Origin of the sequence: Paenibacillus sp. J45TS6, from assembly GCF_018403285.1 — a bacterium.
GTDB lineage: Bacteria > Bacillota > Bacilli > Paenibacillales > Paenibacillaceae > Paenibacillus.
This window is the reverse complement of the sequence record NZ_BOSJ01000033.1, coordinates 1-16,979: the sequence shown is the minus strand read 5'-3', so window position 1 is coordinate 16,979 and position 16,979 is coordinate 1. Positions and strand designations below refer to the sequence as shown.

Annotated in this window: 14 protein-coding genes and 1 pseudogene; 11 read left to right on the top strand and 4 right to left on the bottom strand. The window is 36.5% G+C overall.

Going from position 1 to position 16,979, the window contains the following annotated elements:
• The first annotated feature begins 170 nt into the window (after positions 1-170).
• The gene (locus KJS58_RS24245; protein ID WP_213536207.1) at positions 171-821 is read left to right on the top strand and encodes an HAD family hydrolase; all 651 of its coding nucleotides are present in this window, start codon (positions 171-173) and stop codon (positions 819-821) included.
• A 758-nt stretch (positions 822-1,579) separates the two neighbouring features.
• Here the strand turns inward: KJS58_RS24245 and KJS58_RS24240 are convergent.
• Complete coding sequence (locus tag KJS58_RS24240; RefSeq protein ID WP_213536205.1) at positions 1,580-2,188, bottom strand: DUF3238 domain-containing protein; 609 nt, start codon at positions 2,186-2,188, stop codon at positions 1,580-1,582.
• A 149-nt stretch (positions 2,189-2,337) separates the two neighbouring features.
• On the opposite strand from KJS58_RS24240, the gene KJS58_RS24235 reads away from it, so the two are divergent.
• From KJS58_RS24235 to KJS58_RS24200, 8 genes are all read left to right on the top strand, one after another.
• Positions 2,338-2,790: a DUF6843 domain-containing protein gene (locus KJS58_RS24235; protein ID WP_213536203.1), complete on the top strand. Its 453-nt coding sequence runs from the start codon at positions 2,338-2,340 to the stop codon at positions 2,788-2,790.
• Positions 2,791-3,027: 237 nt separating this feature from the next.
• The gene (locus tag KJS58_RS24230) at positions 3,028-3,366 is read left to right on the top strand and encodes a sigma factor-like helix-turn-helix DNA-binding protein (protein WP_249717891.1); all 339 of its coding nucleotides are present in this window, start codon (positions 3,028-3,030) and stop codon (positions 3,364-3,366) included.
• Positions 3,318-3,599 (top strand): hypothetical protein, encoded by a 282-nt coding sequence (locus tag KJS58_RS24225; protein WP_213536201.1) that lies wholly within the window; start codon positions 3,318-3,320, stop codon positions 3,597-3,599. Before KJS58_RS24230 ends, KJS58_RS24225 begins: the two co-directional genes overlap by 49 nt.
• Positions 3,600-4,633: 1,034 nt before the next feature.
• Positions 4,634-5,500, top strand: coding sequence for a YwqG family protein (locus KJS58_RS24220; protein WP_249717890.1), 867 nt, complete (start codon positions 4,634-4,636; stop codon positions 5,498-5,500).
• Between the two features lie 233 nt (positions 5,501-5,733).
• Positions 5,734-5,982: a hypothetical protein gene (locus KJS58_RS24215; RefSeq protein ID WP_213536199.1), complete on the top strand. Its 249-nt coding sequence runs from the start codon at positions 5,734-5,736 to the stop codon at positions 5,980-5,982.
• Positions 5,983-6,352: 370 nt separating this feature from the next.
• Entirely contained in the window at positions 6,353-6,733 is a 381-nt protein-coding gene (locus KJS58_RS24210) for a hypothetical protein (RefSeq protein ID WP_213536197.1), read from the top strand.
• Positions 6,734-7,187: 454 nt separating this feature from the next.
• On the top strand, positions 7,188-7,511 hold the full coding sequence (locus tag KJS58_RS24205; RefSeq protein ID WP_213536195.1) for a hypothetical protein: 324 nt from the start codon (positions 7,188-7,190) through the stop codon (positions 7,509-7,511).
• 75 nt (positions 7,512-7,586) lie between these two features.
• On the top strand, positions 7,587-8,216 hold the full coding sequence (locus KJS58_RS24200) for a histidine phosphatase family protein (RefSeq protein WP_213536193.1): 630 nt from the start codon (positions 7,587-7,589) through the stop codon (positions 8,214-8,216).
• 208 nt (positions 8,217-8,424) lie between these two features.
• Here KJS58_RS24200 and KJS58_RS24195 read toward each other — a convergent pair whose 3' ends face one another.
• Positions 8,425-9,228, bottom strand: a complete 804-nt coding sequence (locus KJS58_RS24195; protein WP_213536191.1) for a hypothetical protein — start codon at positions 9,226-9,228, stop codon at positions 8,425-8,427.
• Between the two features lie 293 nt (positions 9,229-9,521).
• On the opposite strand from KJS58_RS24195, the gene KJS58_RS24190 reads away from it, so the two are divergent.
• Both KJS58_RS24190 and KJS58_RS24185 read left to right on the top strand, forming a co-directional pair.
• A complete protein-coding gene (locus tag KJS58_RS24190) occupies positions 9,522-13,373 on the top strand; it encodes an S-layer homology domain-containing protein (RefSeq protein ID WP_213536188.1) in 3,852 nt (1,283 codons plus the stop codon).
• A gap of 959 nt (positions 13,374-14,332) precedes the next feature.
• On the top strand, positions 14,333-14,917 hold the full coding sequence (locus KJS58_RS24185; RefSeq protein WP_213536186.1) for a DUF6241 domain-containing protein: 585 nt from the start codon (positions 14,333-14,335) through the stop codon (positions 14,915-14,917).
• 1,297 nt (positions 14,918-16,214) lie between these two features.
• Here the strand turns inward: KJS58_RS24185 and KJS58_RS24180 are convergent.
• Both KJS58_RS24180 and KJS58_RS24175 read right to left on the bottom strand, forming a co-directional pair.
• A complete protein-coding gene (locus KJS58_RS24180) occupies positions 16,215-16,886 on the bottom strand; it encodes a hypothetical protein (RefSeq protein ID WP_213536184.1) in 672 nt (223 codons plus the stop codon).
• Positions 16,864-16,979: pseudogene (locus tag KJS58_RS24175) on the bottom strand (IS30 family transposase); the annotation flags it as partial. The pseudogene KJS58_RS24175 and the gene KJS58_RS24180, both read right to left, overlap by 23 nt.

Sequence of the window (16,979 nt, the reverse complement as noted above, 5' to 3'; positions counted from 1 at the left end):
AGATGTGTATAGCTCATGGCGGATTCTCCTTGTAGGTGTTGTGTGGTAACTCCATTCTACACGAATCCGGCCATGGGCCATTTTTTATTTTGAACTAGGTGTCGCACTTCATATTACAATCCGTCATGTATAAAAATGTATAATATAGTTTGAAAAGGGGAGATGGAGCTATGTCGCAATCACTAATTTTTGATATGGATGGAACATTATTTCAAACAGAAAAAATATTAGAGACATCACTCGAAGATGCTTTTGATCGTCTAAGGTCACTAAATGAATGGGATAGAGCAACGCCTATTGAAAAATACCGTGAAATTATGGGAGTGCCTTTACCAAAAGTTTGGGAAGCATTATTACCCAATCATTCTGATGAAGTAAGAAAAGAGACGGATGCTTACTTTCTGGAAGTGTTAATAAAGAATATACGATTTGGGAAAGGTGCTTTATATCCAAACGTAAAGGAAATTTTCACTCATTTAAAAGAAAATAATTGTTCAATTTACATAGCAAGTAATGGTTTAAAAGAATATCTAAATGCAATTGTGAGTCATTATAACTTGGATAATTGGGTTACTGAGACCTTTAGTATTCAACAAATTGAATCTTTGAACAAGTCGGACTTAGTCAGAAGTATTATCGTAAAATATGGGATTACTAATGCAGCAGTAGTGGGAGACCGCCTATCAGATATAAATGCAGCAAAAGACAACGGTTTGGTTGCCATAGGATGTAATTTTGATTTTGCACAAAGCGATGAACTTACTCAGGCTGACATCGTTATAAACGATTTGATTGAGCTGAAGACACTATTACTACAGTAGATAAGAAAAAATATGACGTTAGTATTTAGAAGGTCAACAATGAAGATTGAACCACTACACTTATAAAAGTTCGATCAACTAACGAAGAAATTTAGTTCAAATATGGTAACATAAGGATATATTTTTGAGGTTAGGTGTGAGGTACCCATGAAAGATCAAAGGGAAACGAACTTGGGCATAATTCAAGTCTCATATATTTTTGGAATAATTGCATTCTTATCAATGTTTTTATTTACTGTACTTAGCATTACATTTTCAATATTATCATTAATTTTAAGTTTTATAGCAATAGGGTTTAACGCAAGACGGGTGATAATATGGATGATAAAATTACTTGATTTATTGCAGGGGCGACGTTTGCAGTCACTTTGATGAAAGTGATGGCGAAAATCCTTAAAGACGCAAAAAAGAAGTAATCCACCCCAACTCTGACAAGTTGATGGATTACTTCTGCTGTAGCAGGGCTTGATACAACTGACTGTATACCCGCCCTTGCCTTATTATTTTGCTTTATTATACAGAAGATGCGAGGTGCAATCAATTGGAGCTGGATATGATGAATGTGATGGATACCATCGCGAATAACCTGCAGCGCCTATGAATCTCTCATGGACTTTTGAGTCGAAATTCTGATAAAATGTACATGAAGACGTTGGTGGAAAAAATTGTAAGCAAACGATACCAGATGACGACAATATAAAAAAGACATACGACAAGGGGCTAGCTTATCGTATGTCCTAACGTTACTTTAGGACTTATTAGATAATGTATCTTGTTTTATAAACGCCTTTAATCTCCATAGGAGGGAATAGGCTCGCCACTGTCTGTTCTTCAAATAAATAAATATTTTGCCATGTACCTCCATTTACCTGAGCATAGACTTCAAAGCTAGGATATCCATCGTGCATACCTTCGAGTTCGATTTTCCCTTGTTTATTGGCATAAACATAGAACTTATAGTTTACCGCTGGGGCAACACCAATTAACGGATCGGCAACGGCTCCTTCACAAAGGACTCTGATCCAATCACTATTTTCTCCGAGAAGATGAGAAGCATCGAGCTTGGCTGTTATGCCAGATACGCTAGCTTGGCCAGTTGAATAGGTAACTTTTCCGGTGTTTCTGTTTGTAAGTCTTTCAGTAGTTATCCCTGTTTTAGCATATTTGTTCCAATCGCCTGAGTTGTTATCGAATTTGAAATTAATTTGTTGAACCGTACGGTATGAAGCATTTTCCATGTCTTTAGAGAACGTTCGATTGTCACCTTTGAAATCTACTTTGTAAGCAGGACTTGGGGGATCAAAAGGTGAGTTTACCCAAGCTTCTGAAATAAATGAGATAATACGAACAGCAAATGAAATAGCCATGTAAGGCACCTCCGTGTTTTTTCCTGCTATGAGCAGGATTAGTATATGAAGTCACTCTACTAACGAGCTCTTCATATATAGGGGAGTTTTATAATGGCTTTTAACAACCAGAGAGGGTGGTTTTTTTGAAAAAGTTATCTATTTTTTTTATGGCAATATGTTTTGTTTTCGTTGCGGCAGGTTGCAGTAAGGCGAATGGAAAGTTTGAATTTCTAATTCCAGAAGATTACGTTGGATGGGCTTATATCATATACGATCAATCAGAGTATCCAGAGATTAAGAAGGAGAACGGAGTAACTACCTTCCGAATTGGAGAGGATGGCATCCTTAAAACATCTAACAAAGATGCTTTTTATGGTACTTCTACTGACAGATACTTTTATGTAGACGAAGAAGGAAATAAGGTAAAGGAACTTGACCAAATAGAGGATATTCATAATAAGGGCGCAGGAAAGATGGACGGAGGAGGCGGAGTCAAGAACGGTGTAGAATATACTATCGAAGCTCTTCCTGTTGTCGAGTCCTTTTTTGTAGGGGACAAGAGTTTGATGAAGAACTACAAAGAAGTTTATCCAGAAGACGAAATGGAACAAACAAAGTAAACAACATTATTAACTAAAGCAAGAGCAGCGCGATATGTACGCTGCTCTTTTTTAATTAACAATGTTATAAATAAAAGCAAAGGATTTCAATTTTCAGACCATTTTATACATACTTGAAATTTACCAACTGTTAAAATATGTTTTTTTGTGATAAAATAAGAACATACGTTCTATAAATAAGAATAGCCATCTAGGAACTCCTAATTACAAGCATAGTTGCAGAAGGGGAGATCAGCATTGGAAAAGCAAGATTTTATGGTTGAACGGTTTCGTAGTGAAGTCTATCGGATTGGTTGGCGTCTGCAGTATCACGAAAAGAAACAACGAAAGCAGGAACTATCTTTATTTAATGGCACTCCTGAGGCATCATACCGCACGGACAATTGGGATAGTAGAATCTTGGTTAAAGACCTTCTTTTAACACTGCCAAAACAAGGTAGAACTATTCTTTACAAACTTTATGTCGAAGATCTAACAGAAAAAGAAGTAGCTTTGCAGTTAAATATGAGCCAGCAGGCGGTGAACAAATGGAAGAGAAAGATGCTACAACAGTTATTACAGACCGTGAATTTTTAAAATTGCTTCAAGAAGCGAGACAGAAAGAATCGGAAGCTATGCTACAGATTATTGATTTGTATCAGGATGATATCGAAAAAATCAGCAATTCCATACGTATTCCGAAAGAAGATGCCAAGTCACATATCATTGTTGAATTGCTTGAGTATATTCAAAGCGAAAAGAATGACTGGCTAGTGAAGCGCCAGGGTGATCGTCATCGCACACAAAAGTATGCTTTGCCTATAGAATGAACAATAGAAGTAGTTTTAATATGTAATATAGAGGGGTGCTGACAATGACATTTCGATGTTGGCACTTTTTTGTTATATCATGCTGTCGAGGGACGAAAACATGGTCCCATTGAAGTCGCTATTTTAGCGGCTTTTTTGTTTTATCGGTACAAGTTCTTGTCACGAGCCAAGGACAAGAACTTATTCCCATTACCGATCAGACGAATATCTAAGTTAAGGTGGTAAGTTTCTTTAGAATGACTGAAACGCTAAAGGCTGCTTTATGGTCAAGGGACCAGCTTCATTGCTCTAAAGTATATTGAACAGGAACTGTGTTCCCATTCAATGGCTATAACAAGCTCATCAATAAGTACTCTAGCAAAGAATTGGAGAGGAAATGTACTTTTGATCAAGGGTATACCGAGTTGTCGAGGGACAAGAACATGGTCCCATTGAAGTCTCTTTTTTAGCAGCTTTTTTATTTTATCGGTACAAGTTCTTGTCACGAGCCAAGGACAAGAACTTGTACCGATTGCCGGAATGGACAAGAACATAGTCCGATTACCGATTAGATGGAATTACAGCGTGTGGAAAACCACGGGGGTGAGTTAGGTGAATGGATGTATAATAGTAAAAGTGAGAAATCTAGATACCTGTAATTTAATGCAGTAAGCTAATGGATTCAATTATTGCTGAGCCAGAAATCACTATATAATGCTTGTATTAAAGACTGATAATTGTGAAGCTGATTTATTTTATCGCTCTATTGGATTTTCAAAAAAGCTTGACTCACAAAATGAAACCATTTTCTAGAGTAAACTAACGGAAAAACGATAGTTGAACACAGCAGGGAGCAGCTTGCCAGTTGGCAGTTGCTCCTTTTAGTTATGCAAACGGGCAGGATAATGCAACGTTAGTTGAACACAGCAGGGAGCAGCTTGCAGTTGGCAGTTGCTCCCTTAGGGTATGTGTGAACTGCTAAGGAAGGATAGTAAATTATCCTTCGAGAATATATGATGCAATGAAGTTAATAGAGATTCCCTGGAGGTAATATAATGTTGAACAAAGAAACTGTAGTAAAACAACTTGAACAAGTAGGATTAGGTCAATATGGACATGCCATTGCAAACTGGGCTTTTCCTACAGCTCAACTTTTTCTTAAACCTGTATCTGACATTATGATTCCTATTGGAGGAAGCAAGGTAGGAGGTAATCCTGATCTTCCTGATGATATAGAATGGCCATTATGGAAAGATTATGATATGACTTTTATTGCTCAAATTAACTTGGCAGATTGTCCAGTAGATATTTCTCTTCCTAAAAGTGGGTTGCTGTCTTTTTTCTATGCTGTAAAAGCTATGTATGAGGACGATGACTTTTATAATGATCCTCACACATGTCGAGTAATCTACATCGATTCAGACCGCCTCTCGAAAATTTCACGAAGAAATATTCCTAATAATTCAATTGATTCAGAAATAATAAAGCCGAACAAGATTTTATATGAAACGAGTCTATCTGTACCAACTGCTGAGTCAGCTTATTTGAAAAGTTTGGGGTTAGACTGGAATGGTAACAGAGATGATTATGATAAGTATTGGAAATCATTTTTACCGCATTGGTCAAAGGAAGGGTACGTAAACAGACTTATGGGTCATCCTGATCAAATGCAAGGCGATATGCAAGTCGGTTGTGAAATAGCCGTTGGTCCGTACAGCTGGGATGATCTGAATAATTCGGATATTCGTGAGAAGGTTGTTAATTCCGCATTAAAATGGCGTTTACTACTACAAATTGATTCCGAAGAAGAAAAAACCGGAATTATGTGGGGAGATGTTGGAAGGATTTATTTTTGGGTTCATGAGGATGATCTTACTGATTCATGCTTTGAGAGAGTAGTTTGTGAAATGCAGTGTGGCTAAACTAACGAAAAAACGATAGTTCAAGAAGAACAAGTAAGCAATCGATCAACAGATTGGTTGCTTGTTCTTTAAGTTATTGGGCAGTATAGCTCAATAAATGTGTGGCACCTGGGTATGCATATTGTGCCTACTGTATACACACATAAAGTTGAACATTGGTAAATTATAACTGCTAAGCATAACAATGTCGTGATATACTTCTGTCTTAGGGGCTGGGTAAAGGAGTGAAGTTAATGAAAAAGTTTCGTATATGGTTACCTATCATTGCCTTTTTAGCAGTAATAGTAAATTTATTAGGGCTAGATGAATTAAATCTTTTACTTATGGGAGTTAGTCCTTTAGCGTGGGTTAAAGAATTTATTCCGGGTATGCACCGAGTTGATATCCCGATATCCTTAGCTTATATTGCTGCCGTATTGTTCTGGTTTGGTGTGGGGTTTCTAATAGATATGCTGATTCAAAGTTCAAAGAAAAACGCATAAGAGCGTAAAGACAGTGGTTCCCTATCAAACGGATAATGATTACAGCCCAGCTAAAGACAGACAGGGAAGCAGCGATAAGATCCCAGAGTTAATCAAGGAGTTTGAAGATTGGGATGATTGAATAACGTAGAAACGATAGATAGTCTCCAATGTTGTGATAGGTGGAGTCATGTTCTTTATAGGTCTGTTTTTCCTCTGTTTATCTTTTTATTTTAATTGCAAGAAGTTCAACTAACGAAAAAACTTTAGGATTATGAAGCTTATGATGAACGGAACGATGTATATCTAAGTCCTCCGGGAACCTGTTATTTTAAAGTATCATCTGCAGATTTACAATATCATTTAAACATTAAGAAATAAGGAGTAAATAATGAAAAAGTTATGGTCTTTAGCAATATGTTTCTGCTTAATTTTGTTATTAACTGCTTGTGGAGACAAGATATCTCCTAAAAAAGTTGGAGACATGTTAAGTAATGAAGGAATCGAAGTAACATTCGGGGATAATATGGAGGAAAATTATTATCATTATTTTTTAAATAAAGATGCAAATTTTGCGATATATTTTCTTAAAGATACAGAAGAAGCAGAGGAACAAGAGAAATCTTTCAAAGATTCTAAGTATAAAACTTATCTTGTGAATAATGGTAATTTGATAGTCTATTATTATATGAACGGTGAAGCAGATCAAGAATTAGATTCTAAAATTTCAAATTTTGTTGAAAAATTTGATGAGCTAATAGAGGATAAATAAAGATCTCGATTCAGAAATCCTATTGATCGTAACCTTCTCTTTAGATGACGAGTTGTGATTTATGAGAGACTATTGGATTCAATATTGTTAGCGAAAATATGATAGACAATAAAAGTATAGAGTAAAAGGAAAGGGACTCCTTGAGCAAAAGCCGAGGATTCCTTTTTTGTTCAAGTATCACACAAAATTTTACAGGTTACTTACTAAATATTTCCTGAGTAACCGATTATTATCGTGAGCCTAATGAGGAAGAAGAGAACGATGGTTTTCTACATGACGAGATTTATGGTACTTAATGGGATTGGAAAGAGTATAGAAATAAAGATAAATTATCTCTTTAGCTCTCGATTGTTTGTGAATTATTTTGTTAAACTCATTGAACTAACGGAAAAACGATAGTTCAAGAAGAACAAGTAAGCAACCGATCAACAGCCCAGTTGCTTTTTTTAAACTATTGGAGCAGAAACCTGCTAAATATATGTGGTATTTATGGGGAGAGAATTTAAGTCGTAAACCATTTAAAGTAATTGGAATAAATACAGATACAAAACAAGAGGTAGTTATCTTTAATGATAAAGTTTTAGGTTCAGAGTTAAATGATGCTGATGCCCATACTCCCAGTACAATGGAATTTCCTACTGCTGGTATATGGAACTTAGATGCGTATGTTGGTGAAGAACTGTTTGGAAATATTGTTGTGGAATTAAATAAATTCACTCTTCTTGCACTAACGAGTGCTTTAGTGAAATGTAGGGCTGATAATACAGCTCACTTTTAAGAAGCACGTTACTACAATAAGGAAATAGACTTTAAAGTAGTAATGTAGTAATACCATTGTAAAGGGGAAAAGCGAATGCGTAACATAATCTTGATACAGCATTGTCAATCAGAGCATCATATAAATAATATGTCAGGTGGATGGACAGATACACCATTAACAGAGTTAGGTAGAAAACAAGCACAAACTGTGAGTGAAAAATTAACAAGAATGGTGGGTAATACTGACTTTACATTGTATTCATCTGACTTGTTGAGAGCGTCACAAACAGCAGATATAGTTGGTACACAATTAGATTTAGATGTGATTCAAGATAAAGGTTTACGTGAGATTAATACTGGAGTTGCCGCAGGAAAAACCAAGGATTGGGCAAGAGCTAATAGAAACCCACGATCAAAAAGTAGATTTGATATAGATTATCAGGAATTTCAAGATGGCGAGAGTTGGAGGGAATTTTATATTCGAGTTTGTAATTGTATGGATAGAATATATGATGCAGAAAAAGACAATAATTTATTGATTGTAACGCACGGGGGAACTTTAGGTTACATAATTGCTTGGTGGATGAAGTTTAAACCAGAGATGATAGAAAATGCGTACTTTTCATCGTCAGTAGGTGGAGTTACAGTTCTAAGTCAAAATATTTTTGAGCAAAATGTTATAAAGAAATTTAATGATACATCTCATTTTGACTTATTAAACTAACGAGAAAACGATAATTTAATTAGAAAAAGTAAGCAACCGATCAATAGTCTGGAATACTGTTATTTTCCTCCAGACGCTCTGCGAACGAACCGCTGCTCCGTGCTGAAGCACCCCACTGGAGATCAAGAAAAGGCATAGATTCTTCAATAGATGAGAATCTATGCCCTGCTATTCTTTTAAATGACGAAACAATCAATAAAGAGCGAATTCAGCTGTCCACGGGCTGATAAGGAATCTCTCTGTACAAGTCAAATTTCTCCATAATCTGATTATAGTCGTACACAACTTCGCCTTCATCTACCCTTCCGGAAGCAACTAAGCATGAGGCAGAGGCCCGGCATATCTTATAGAGATTGTTCTCTTCATCTTCTTTTCTGGTTTGCTCAATAATCTCAAATTCATCAGGACTCATGTAGTAGAAAGCGATCATTACATCCTCTATCCCTTTTTGCAGCAAGCTTCTCTGGATTAGGTCAATGTTTTTTGCCTCAGCCATTTTATCTATGCTCTTCGTTTGCTTCACATATACGTTAACAAGAGCAGAGTAATCATAATCCCCGGTTAATGTAGCGGGAGTGTATTTAGTATCCGGCATATTTCCCCAGGCCCCATTATCATATCCGGCGTCGATTTTAATGTCCCTGCCCAAAATGGGAGATATGAGCTCCGATAATTCGCTTTTCAATTTCTCAGCCATAAGGTGATTTATGTAGTCATCCTCAATGATGTCCTTTTCTTCCCAATACTCTATCTTAAACGTTTTTTCGGGCGCATCTACCGGATAAGCCTGTGTTTCAAAGCCCACTACATCTCCAGTGAGTTCTCCAGGAACGTGTATAAAGAGATCATCAGCTGTTTCCACTGTAAATTCCTTTTCATACTTTTCTACAAGGTGTTTTTCGATCTTCGCGGTTGCTGCTTTTTTTTCTGATGTCGAATGTCTGTCACAGGCTGTTAATACTACTGTAAATATCAATGTGATTACAGCCAGAAACCAAATTCTCCGGTTCAAAACCATCCCTCCGCGTATTCGTTATCCCATGTGCGATGTGCTCAAAAATACAGTCAAGTTATAAGGTGTATCTTTTACCATTATATACTACATCCTTAAATGATTTACAGTACTCGATATCTATAATGATAGTCGCAGCAACTTTAAAAATAGTACTGGGGATATGCTCTTTTAATGCATGCATAAATATGGAATTAATTGCATTTACAATATTTATTAATACTGGTAACCTGATCCGGTGTCATTTTTTAAATGATTACAATATTTTATATTTATTGGGAGGTAATGCGTAGGTGGGAAATTTAGGATTAAGAATTCAAAGAAACATGGCAGCTCTATTAGTATTCATCTTATTTGTAGGGTTGTTGCCAGCACAAGTTTTTGCTGCAGAATCAAATGATTTTGGTGACATTAAAGGTCACTGGGCAGAAGAATCTATTTCAAAGGTAGTACAAGCGGGGCTATTTAAAGGAAGTTCAGAAAGTAAATTTGAGCCACAGGGTTCAATGACAAGAGCAATGTTTATTACTGTTTTACATCGGTTATCGGAAAAGTTAGATGGTCCTGATGTTGTACTAAAAGATCAGAGCTTTACTGATGTTCCTCCGAATGCTTGGTACGCGAATGCAATAACTTGGGCTAAAGGGGCAGGGCTTACTGAAGGGTATGGCAATGGAACTTTTGGTCCAAATGATCTACTGAATCGTGAGCAAATTACAGTATTAATGATTAGATTTCTTACTACATATATGGGTTATGATCTAAGTAACTATCAATCTAGCGATTTATTTGCTGATAATGAACAAATTAGTTCTTGGGCTAAGGAAGCAGTATATCAAGCAGTGGCATTAGGACTTATTAAAGGTGAAACAGAAAATACGTTTAATCCTACAGGAAAAGCAAGTCGGGCAGTTGTAGCAGTAATTACTGAGCGTTTTCTAGAAAAGTCTGCTGAACTTAAAGTTGATAAACCAGCACCAACACCACCATCAACACCAACGACACCACCATCAACACCAACGACACCGCCATCAACACCATCAACACCATCAACACCATCAACACCAACGACACCATCAACACCAGCACCTACACCACCAAGCGGTGAAAGTAACGGAGACGATGAAGGTAGTTCCACGATTAAAGTAACAAATGCAACAATTCAACGTAACGATAAGGAAGTAACAGGTGCAGTTATTCGTTCTGGTGATGAGTTAACGGTTGCTGTAACACCATCTGATGCAACAAAAACTGTGAAATGGTTTGTTAGTGATAAACTTAAAAAAGAAGCAGACACGTATACTGTTGAATCTCTTGATGTAGGCTCAGTCATTACTGCAGAGGTGACTGGTACGGGAGCATATAGTGATACAGTAACTAGTTTGGCGACGGGTACAGTTATAGCGTCCGTATATCTTACTAATAAGGATGTAAATAGTACACCGGTTGTTGTTTCCGATGATGTGATTTATATGGATAAGGAAGGAAATGAGATTACTCTAAATGATACAGATCCTGTTTCTTTCTCCATAACAGCTTCTGAGACTGAAGTTCCTCAAGAGGAAAAAGAAAATGTAGCAGCAACTCTTGAAAATGAATTTGCAGATGCAAATGCCGCTGATCTTGCTATTAATTATTTTGCAATAGATGCTAAATTATTAGTAGAGTCAGAAGACAATACATCTACTGAAATTCATCCGGTTGGAAAAACGACATTAACGCTTTCTAAAGCGAATCTAGGATTGAAGTCAGACGAAGATATTAGTCAGCACGTATTCCTAATCGGACATACAAACAAAAAAGGTGAGCAGGAGAATTCGCTTGGAGAGGTTGTTGAGATTAACGGTGAACAATTTGTTCGAGTTGAGCTTAATGGTCTAAGCACAGTGTATATTGGAAATATTCCTCCATTGACACTTACTTTCGATACAGATGGCGGAAGTTTAATTGAACCTAAAAAAGTAAAGCTTGGCGAGATAACTCCAGCAGTTGACGCTCCTACAAAAGATGGCTATTTCTTTAACGGTTGGAATGTTGATTTGAATAAAACTCCAATCTATATGGATATGACGATTAAAGCTTTATGGCTTGAGGGAGCATATGTTCCAGAAAATCGCTTATCACTTGTAGATGCCAAAGGGGATAAGGTTAAAGATTACAGCTTTGGTGCAAATGGTATAGTTAAGGTTCTTTTATCTGAATCAGTTTCTTATGATGCTGATCTTAATTATATGCTAAACATTACGGCTGCTGATAATGCAGCGAAGTATGCACTTCGGGATTCAGCCGAGGCTGCTACTAGTGCAAAGGTTGAAGATGCTGTTGATGTAAATGGATATATTATTGTTCCAATAACAATTACGGATAAAGATGCTAAAGTAATTACAGGTAATCATTCTTCATTTGTAAAGTGGTTCAATGAAGATGGACAAGTAATTAATTTAGAGTCTGTAACTGTTGCTGTAGAAACAGACGAACGCGCAGCTACTAGAGAACAAACTTTTGCTGTGAATCGCGGAGTTGGAACGGTAGAGGCAGTATTACTAGCTACAAGTGATGAAACCGAGGATTATTATTCCTATTTAAATGGCTACTTAAGCGGAGATGCAGTATATAATAACTATGCTCTTTCTTTAAATGCTTCATTTGAGAAGAATATTTATGGGCAATCCGAAAAACCTGTACAAATTGATTATAATAATTATTCTGGCTTAAAACTGGTCTTTACTCCTTTTAAAGATGAATCATATGAGAATGAGGGAGTTAAAGCTAGCGGATACTATTGGGATGAAAATAGTAAACAACAATATATTGATTTAGACGCGAAATTAAATAATGAAGGCCTTCTAGAAGTGACAACAAAGGCTGATCAAAACCTTAAAGAGATGGCCGGAACATCAAATTACTTATATCTATATATAACGGCTGAGGCAAATGGTCGTAAGCAACAAGTGAATATTAATATTCAAGTATCATCTCAAAATGTAGGAGCAAATGAGGAATATATTAATACAGACAAGTGGACTGAAGTAGTTGCAGCACTAAAAGAAAACTCAGCTATTTATGTTTCATACTACGGAGATGCTATAACCTTGAACAAGGTGTTAGAGCTGAAAAAAAATCAATACCTTTCTATTACAAATTCTAACTTTACAATTGGTTCAGGAGGAGAGCTCCGATTAGTTGGAACTGATAACGGAGGATCATATGTTAGTGTCAATAAAGATCTCATAGTAGCTAACGGTGGGAAGATTACAACTAACTCGCAGCTAGATTCACAAAAAACTTACTATGTGACTTCTGTGTACTCGAATAGCACAATAAGAGTAGAACAAGGTGGAGAAATTTCTGTTCCAGAGCGCGGATTCTTATCTATTCGTGGTCAAGCTGGCTTACTTGTACAGCAAGAGGGTGCCATTAATGTAAAAGGTAATCTTAGCATTGATAATAATGTAGAACTGAATGGTGCACTAAACATCATTGGTTCAAATGAGAATTATACTACCTCTCTTAAAGGTTATGTGAGTGTTTATGGAGATCTTACAATTAATAAAATGCTGAATTTAAGCAATAATGCAAGTTTATCAGTTTCTGGAATGACAACCATTCAAGAAAACAGTGAGCTTCGTTTAAGTAAGGGTAACATTAATTTAAACGGAAAAACGTATAACCATGGAAAGATGGCTGTACAAGAGGGACAGTTAACGTTATCAAACGTTGGCTACGCAGTTAATAATGATGGTATCATTGATCTTGCAGCAAGCGCTAGATTAATAGTGCCAGGTACTACACTTGTGAATAATAAAACCATTACAGGATCTGGTTCAGTTATTTTGAAAGAAGAAATTAATGCCGCTGCAAATTATAAAAATGGTATTGAGTATGTGACAGTACAAGGAGCTCAGTCTCCAAGTAAATATAGTCGCTATCAGTTTGTGAGTGACCCAGATGCAACGGTAACAGGTATTATTTATGAAAGTAAAATTTCTGGAACAGGCATTGTAGCTCAGGAAGTAAACATTAATGAAATTAAAATTCCTGAAAATGACCAAACGGGTATAGCACTTAGTTATGAAGATAATATTTCTAAAACAGACATTGAGGCTCAGCAAATACATGTTATTGAGACTGAATTTCCTGAATAGTACCTCAAGTAAATAAAGAAGTAACTTGTAAGGCATGCGTTCTGTATATTACAGAACGCATGCCTCAGAGTGTCGACAAAGTCCGAAAGGACTTTGCGACATAACAATTTTTATGTGGGGAGACTCATCTCAACTGAAAAAAATCGTTTTAAATCGATCTGAGGACCCCATTTTTATTTAAAATTAGACATTCTCGATTCAATAACGAGTTTGTCTACAGTCTGAGGCATGCGTTCTGTATATTACAGAACGCATGCCTTTGTGTTATATGTTTGGAATTGTGAACTGCATCCCATTCCCCATTTGTTAGACACCCTCTAGCAAACGGAGATGAAGTTGCAATAAAAGACTAGTTCAAATTGCCTGCGCCCGTAGCTCAGCTGGATAGAGTGTTTAACTACGAATTAATAGATCGCAAGTTTCCATCTCTTTAGACATACCACTTCAAATACCGGGACGTAGCTCAGCTTGGTAATGCACCGGTTTTGGGCCAGGGGGCCGCATGTTAAAATCGTGTTATTCCGATACTTTATAACGCAGGTGTATTTACTGGTATAACTTCAGCCTTGCAAGCTGAACACGCCGGTTCGATTCCTATCACCCGCTTCATAACAGATCTCTTTGCTAGCGAAGGGGTCTTCTTTGTTATTTCATATAAAAGGTTAATTCTATTTTTGTAATACTGAACAAGTTCATCCTTCTGATCATTCATTAGCTTGTTAGCATACTTTCATCACTCTCAGAAATTCAAAAAATGTTGTCTTATCTAGACAGACGTTCTTTCATAAATATGAAACTTTTTAGAAAAAAACCGTTAAAAGGTTGGGGAATTATATTTATAAGCATATTAGGAGGAAACACCACGAAGAGGAGAATCGTTCGGCTTAACAATGAGGATAGCTATCCCACTACACTGGGTCTACACAGTTACAAACTAAATCAACTGGAGGAACTCATAAATGTCGAAAACTAAAAAAATCATGATCGTCGTTGCTTCTGTTTTTGTTATAACGGTCAGTTCATTGGTTGCTTATGACTTTATTAATATGACCATGAATAAAACAGTGCGAAAGGACGCAGGAGAACTCAACGGTCGCATTGACTGGGTAGGCCCGAGCAAAATCGGAGAAATTAAGACCGAATCTACAGATGCAGAAATCGACAAGGTAATGAAATTATATTCCGGTAAAAAATCGGAGCAAGATGAAGTTATTCGCTTAATGCTTGGTATGACACAACAGAAAATCTCTATAAATAGACCCGAAGTTTTTTCGGTTCAAATGACAACGGAACGCATTAAACAGTTAGTCAAAGTAATCGAGTATAACCACACAAACTGGGACGGTTACTCCGAACTAAGGAACATTGCTGGGAAATGGGAGACTGGAGACTTTTCAGAGATTGATGAGGAATATAACGAATTAATTGAATTGAAGGGCGAGAAACGGGACGTAACCGCTGCAATCGCGACGCCAGAACAAGAAGCAGCTTATATAAAAAGGATATGGGGAAACCCTTCCATACAAGAACACCAAGAATCATAAAGAACTGACTCCATATCTTGAGACAAATTAGCAACCATGTCATAAGGGTATGGACTGCTTGATATGATAACTAGCAATTTGCCCCACAGCAGATAACTATGACGCAGGTGGACGCCAGGATTTATGACGGTTCTACCGGAATCAAAATTTCTGATAAACAATCAAGGCTGGGCGAATTTCTTTTCTTTGCTGAAAGTAAGGTTGGATACGGAGTACCCCTGAAAACCGAAAGGTTTGTGGTGTTTTACGTCTCCAAAAACGTTAATATATTTTGTGTTTTATCTTTTTTGTTGTAGATAGTTCATTTTAATTGTAGACGTTATTTATAATATGGTAATCGCTGTAATATTCGATCCTTATGATGTATGTTAAAATTGCCAGGACAGTGATAGTGCTAATGGTGATGGCTCGTCATTTACTTCATTCTGTCTTTCTTTTAATGTACCCCTCCCTAAGAAGGAGGGGTAGTCTTGTTTTATGTTGTTATTGAAGGAATAAAGGAACCGTTCTCTTTGTTCCATTATCGGTCCTAACTGAATAGTATGGATTTCAAGGGATATGGTTAGAACCGGCTTAGGCTGGTTCTTTTTTTGTTCTGGAGTTAAAAAGGGGGAAGTGGCTGACCTTACAGTAGGACAAGCCTATCATCACTACATAATAGCTTAAGGACTAATTAGTTTGTTCGATCAGGACCAAATGAGGAAGAAAATTTAGCACACGACAAATATAGAGACCCCCGTTTGTAAGAGGGTTTTTTATTCAAAATACACGTACGTATGCGTTTATTGGATGGTAACTAGAAACAGCAAAGTGAAAATAAATATACGGTTGGACTTTCCTTTTCTGCCGAGACTCTCTTATCTTACAGGGGGAATCCTAGAGAAATGAAAACAAAAACACCGGATTTACTAGTAAAGTCATAAATACTGGTTCAAGTATAGCCAGGCACACATTTGATGATCTACTTTCGAACAATTTGAATGGGGTTATTTTAGTTTATATCCAAATTTTCACCTTGTTCTTTAGCTTCGTACAGGTTTGCTTATACTAGATACCAAGTATTTTTAGTAGTCTTAAAATAGATCCTATTCTATCAGAATTCATAAAATACTTACTATTAACTAAAAGAGCTTTTTGGGAAAAAACAAAAAGATGATGTGTATTAAAGCATAATTATGGAATAAAAAACTATTCACAGCACCTTGGTACTCAATGTGTGAATAGTTGATAGGTAAGACTTATTTATCTAGGTCTGAAATCTGCACCATGGTCAAGCAGCTGTATACCAGAATTTATATCAGTTATAAGCAGTAATAGACCCAACACCATGATGGTTGAAAGAATGGCCTTTTTCATTGGGAAGATCTCCTTTCATAATGATATTATTTAGAATATCATAGCATGTTTTAAGTTGAGAAACACTACCAAAACTTCTAAGAATTTCAAATAAAGAAACTGCTTTTTTAAAATATTTATCATTACTCAGTTTGTCTGCAGCAACAAGAATGTGAAGAGTAATGTCTATGGCAGTTTTATGATCCATTTTCTTATGGTTATAGAGAGCAAGCTGGTATTGGTAAGATAGATATTGTGAAGCTCTTACTTTATCTGTATAGACAGCATAATCATCTTTTACATTCCTAGAAAGATGATCAACTACGGAATCGACATTATAGTCGAACTTATTAGCAGAGCGAAGGATGTTAATTAAACCCGGGATTGCTTGATCTGTGTTTTTATCTAGGAATTCTATATATTCTGAAAGCCTTTCCTTTTTACCCTCTAAGATATCAAGTTGCAATTCGTTTGCTGATGCAAAAAATTTGAAACTATCAATGATATACTTACTTGTTTCTGACGAATCGGTAAGCCAATCTAGATTAGCATAAAATGATATGTACTCTCTAGATTTATCAAATTCGCCCAATTTTTGATATGACGGATTGTCAATCCAAGTGCGACACTTCATACTCAAAAGATTCGTGGGCTGTTTTCCATCCTAAACATTTTCTTGGTCTGTTGTTAATGAGATGGAGGGCATGTTCCAATTCTTCATCACATA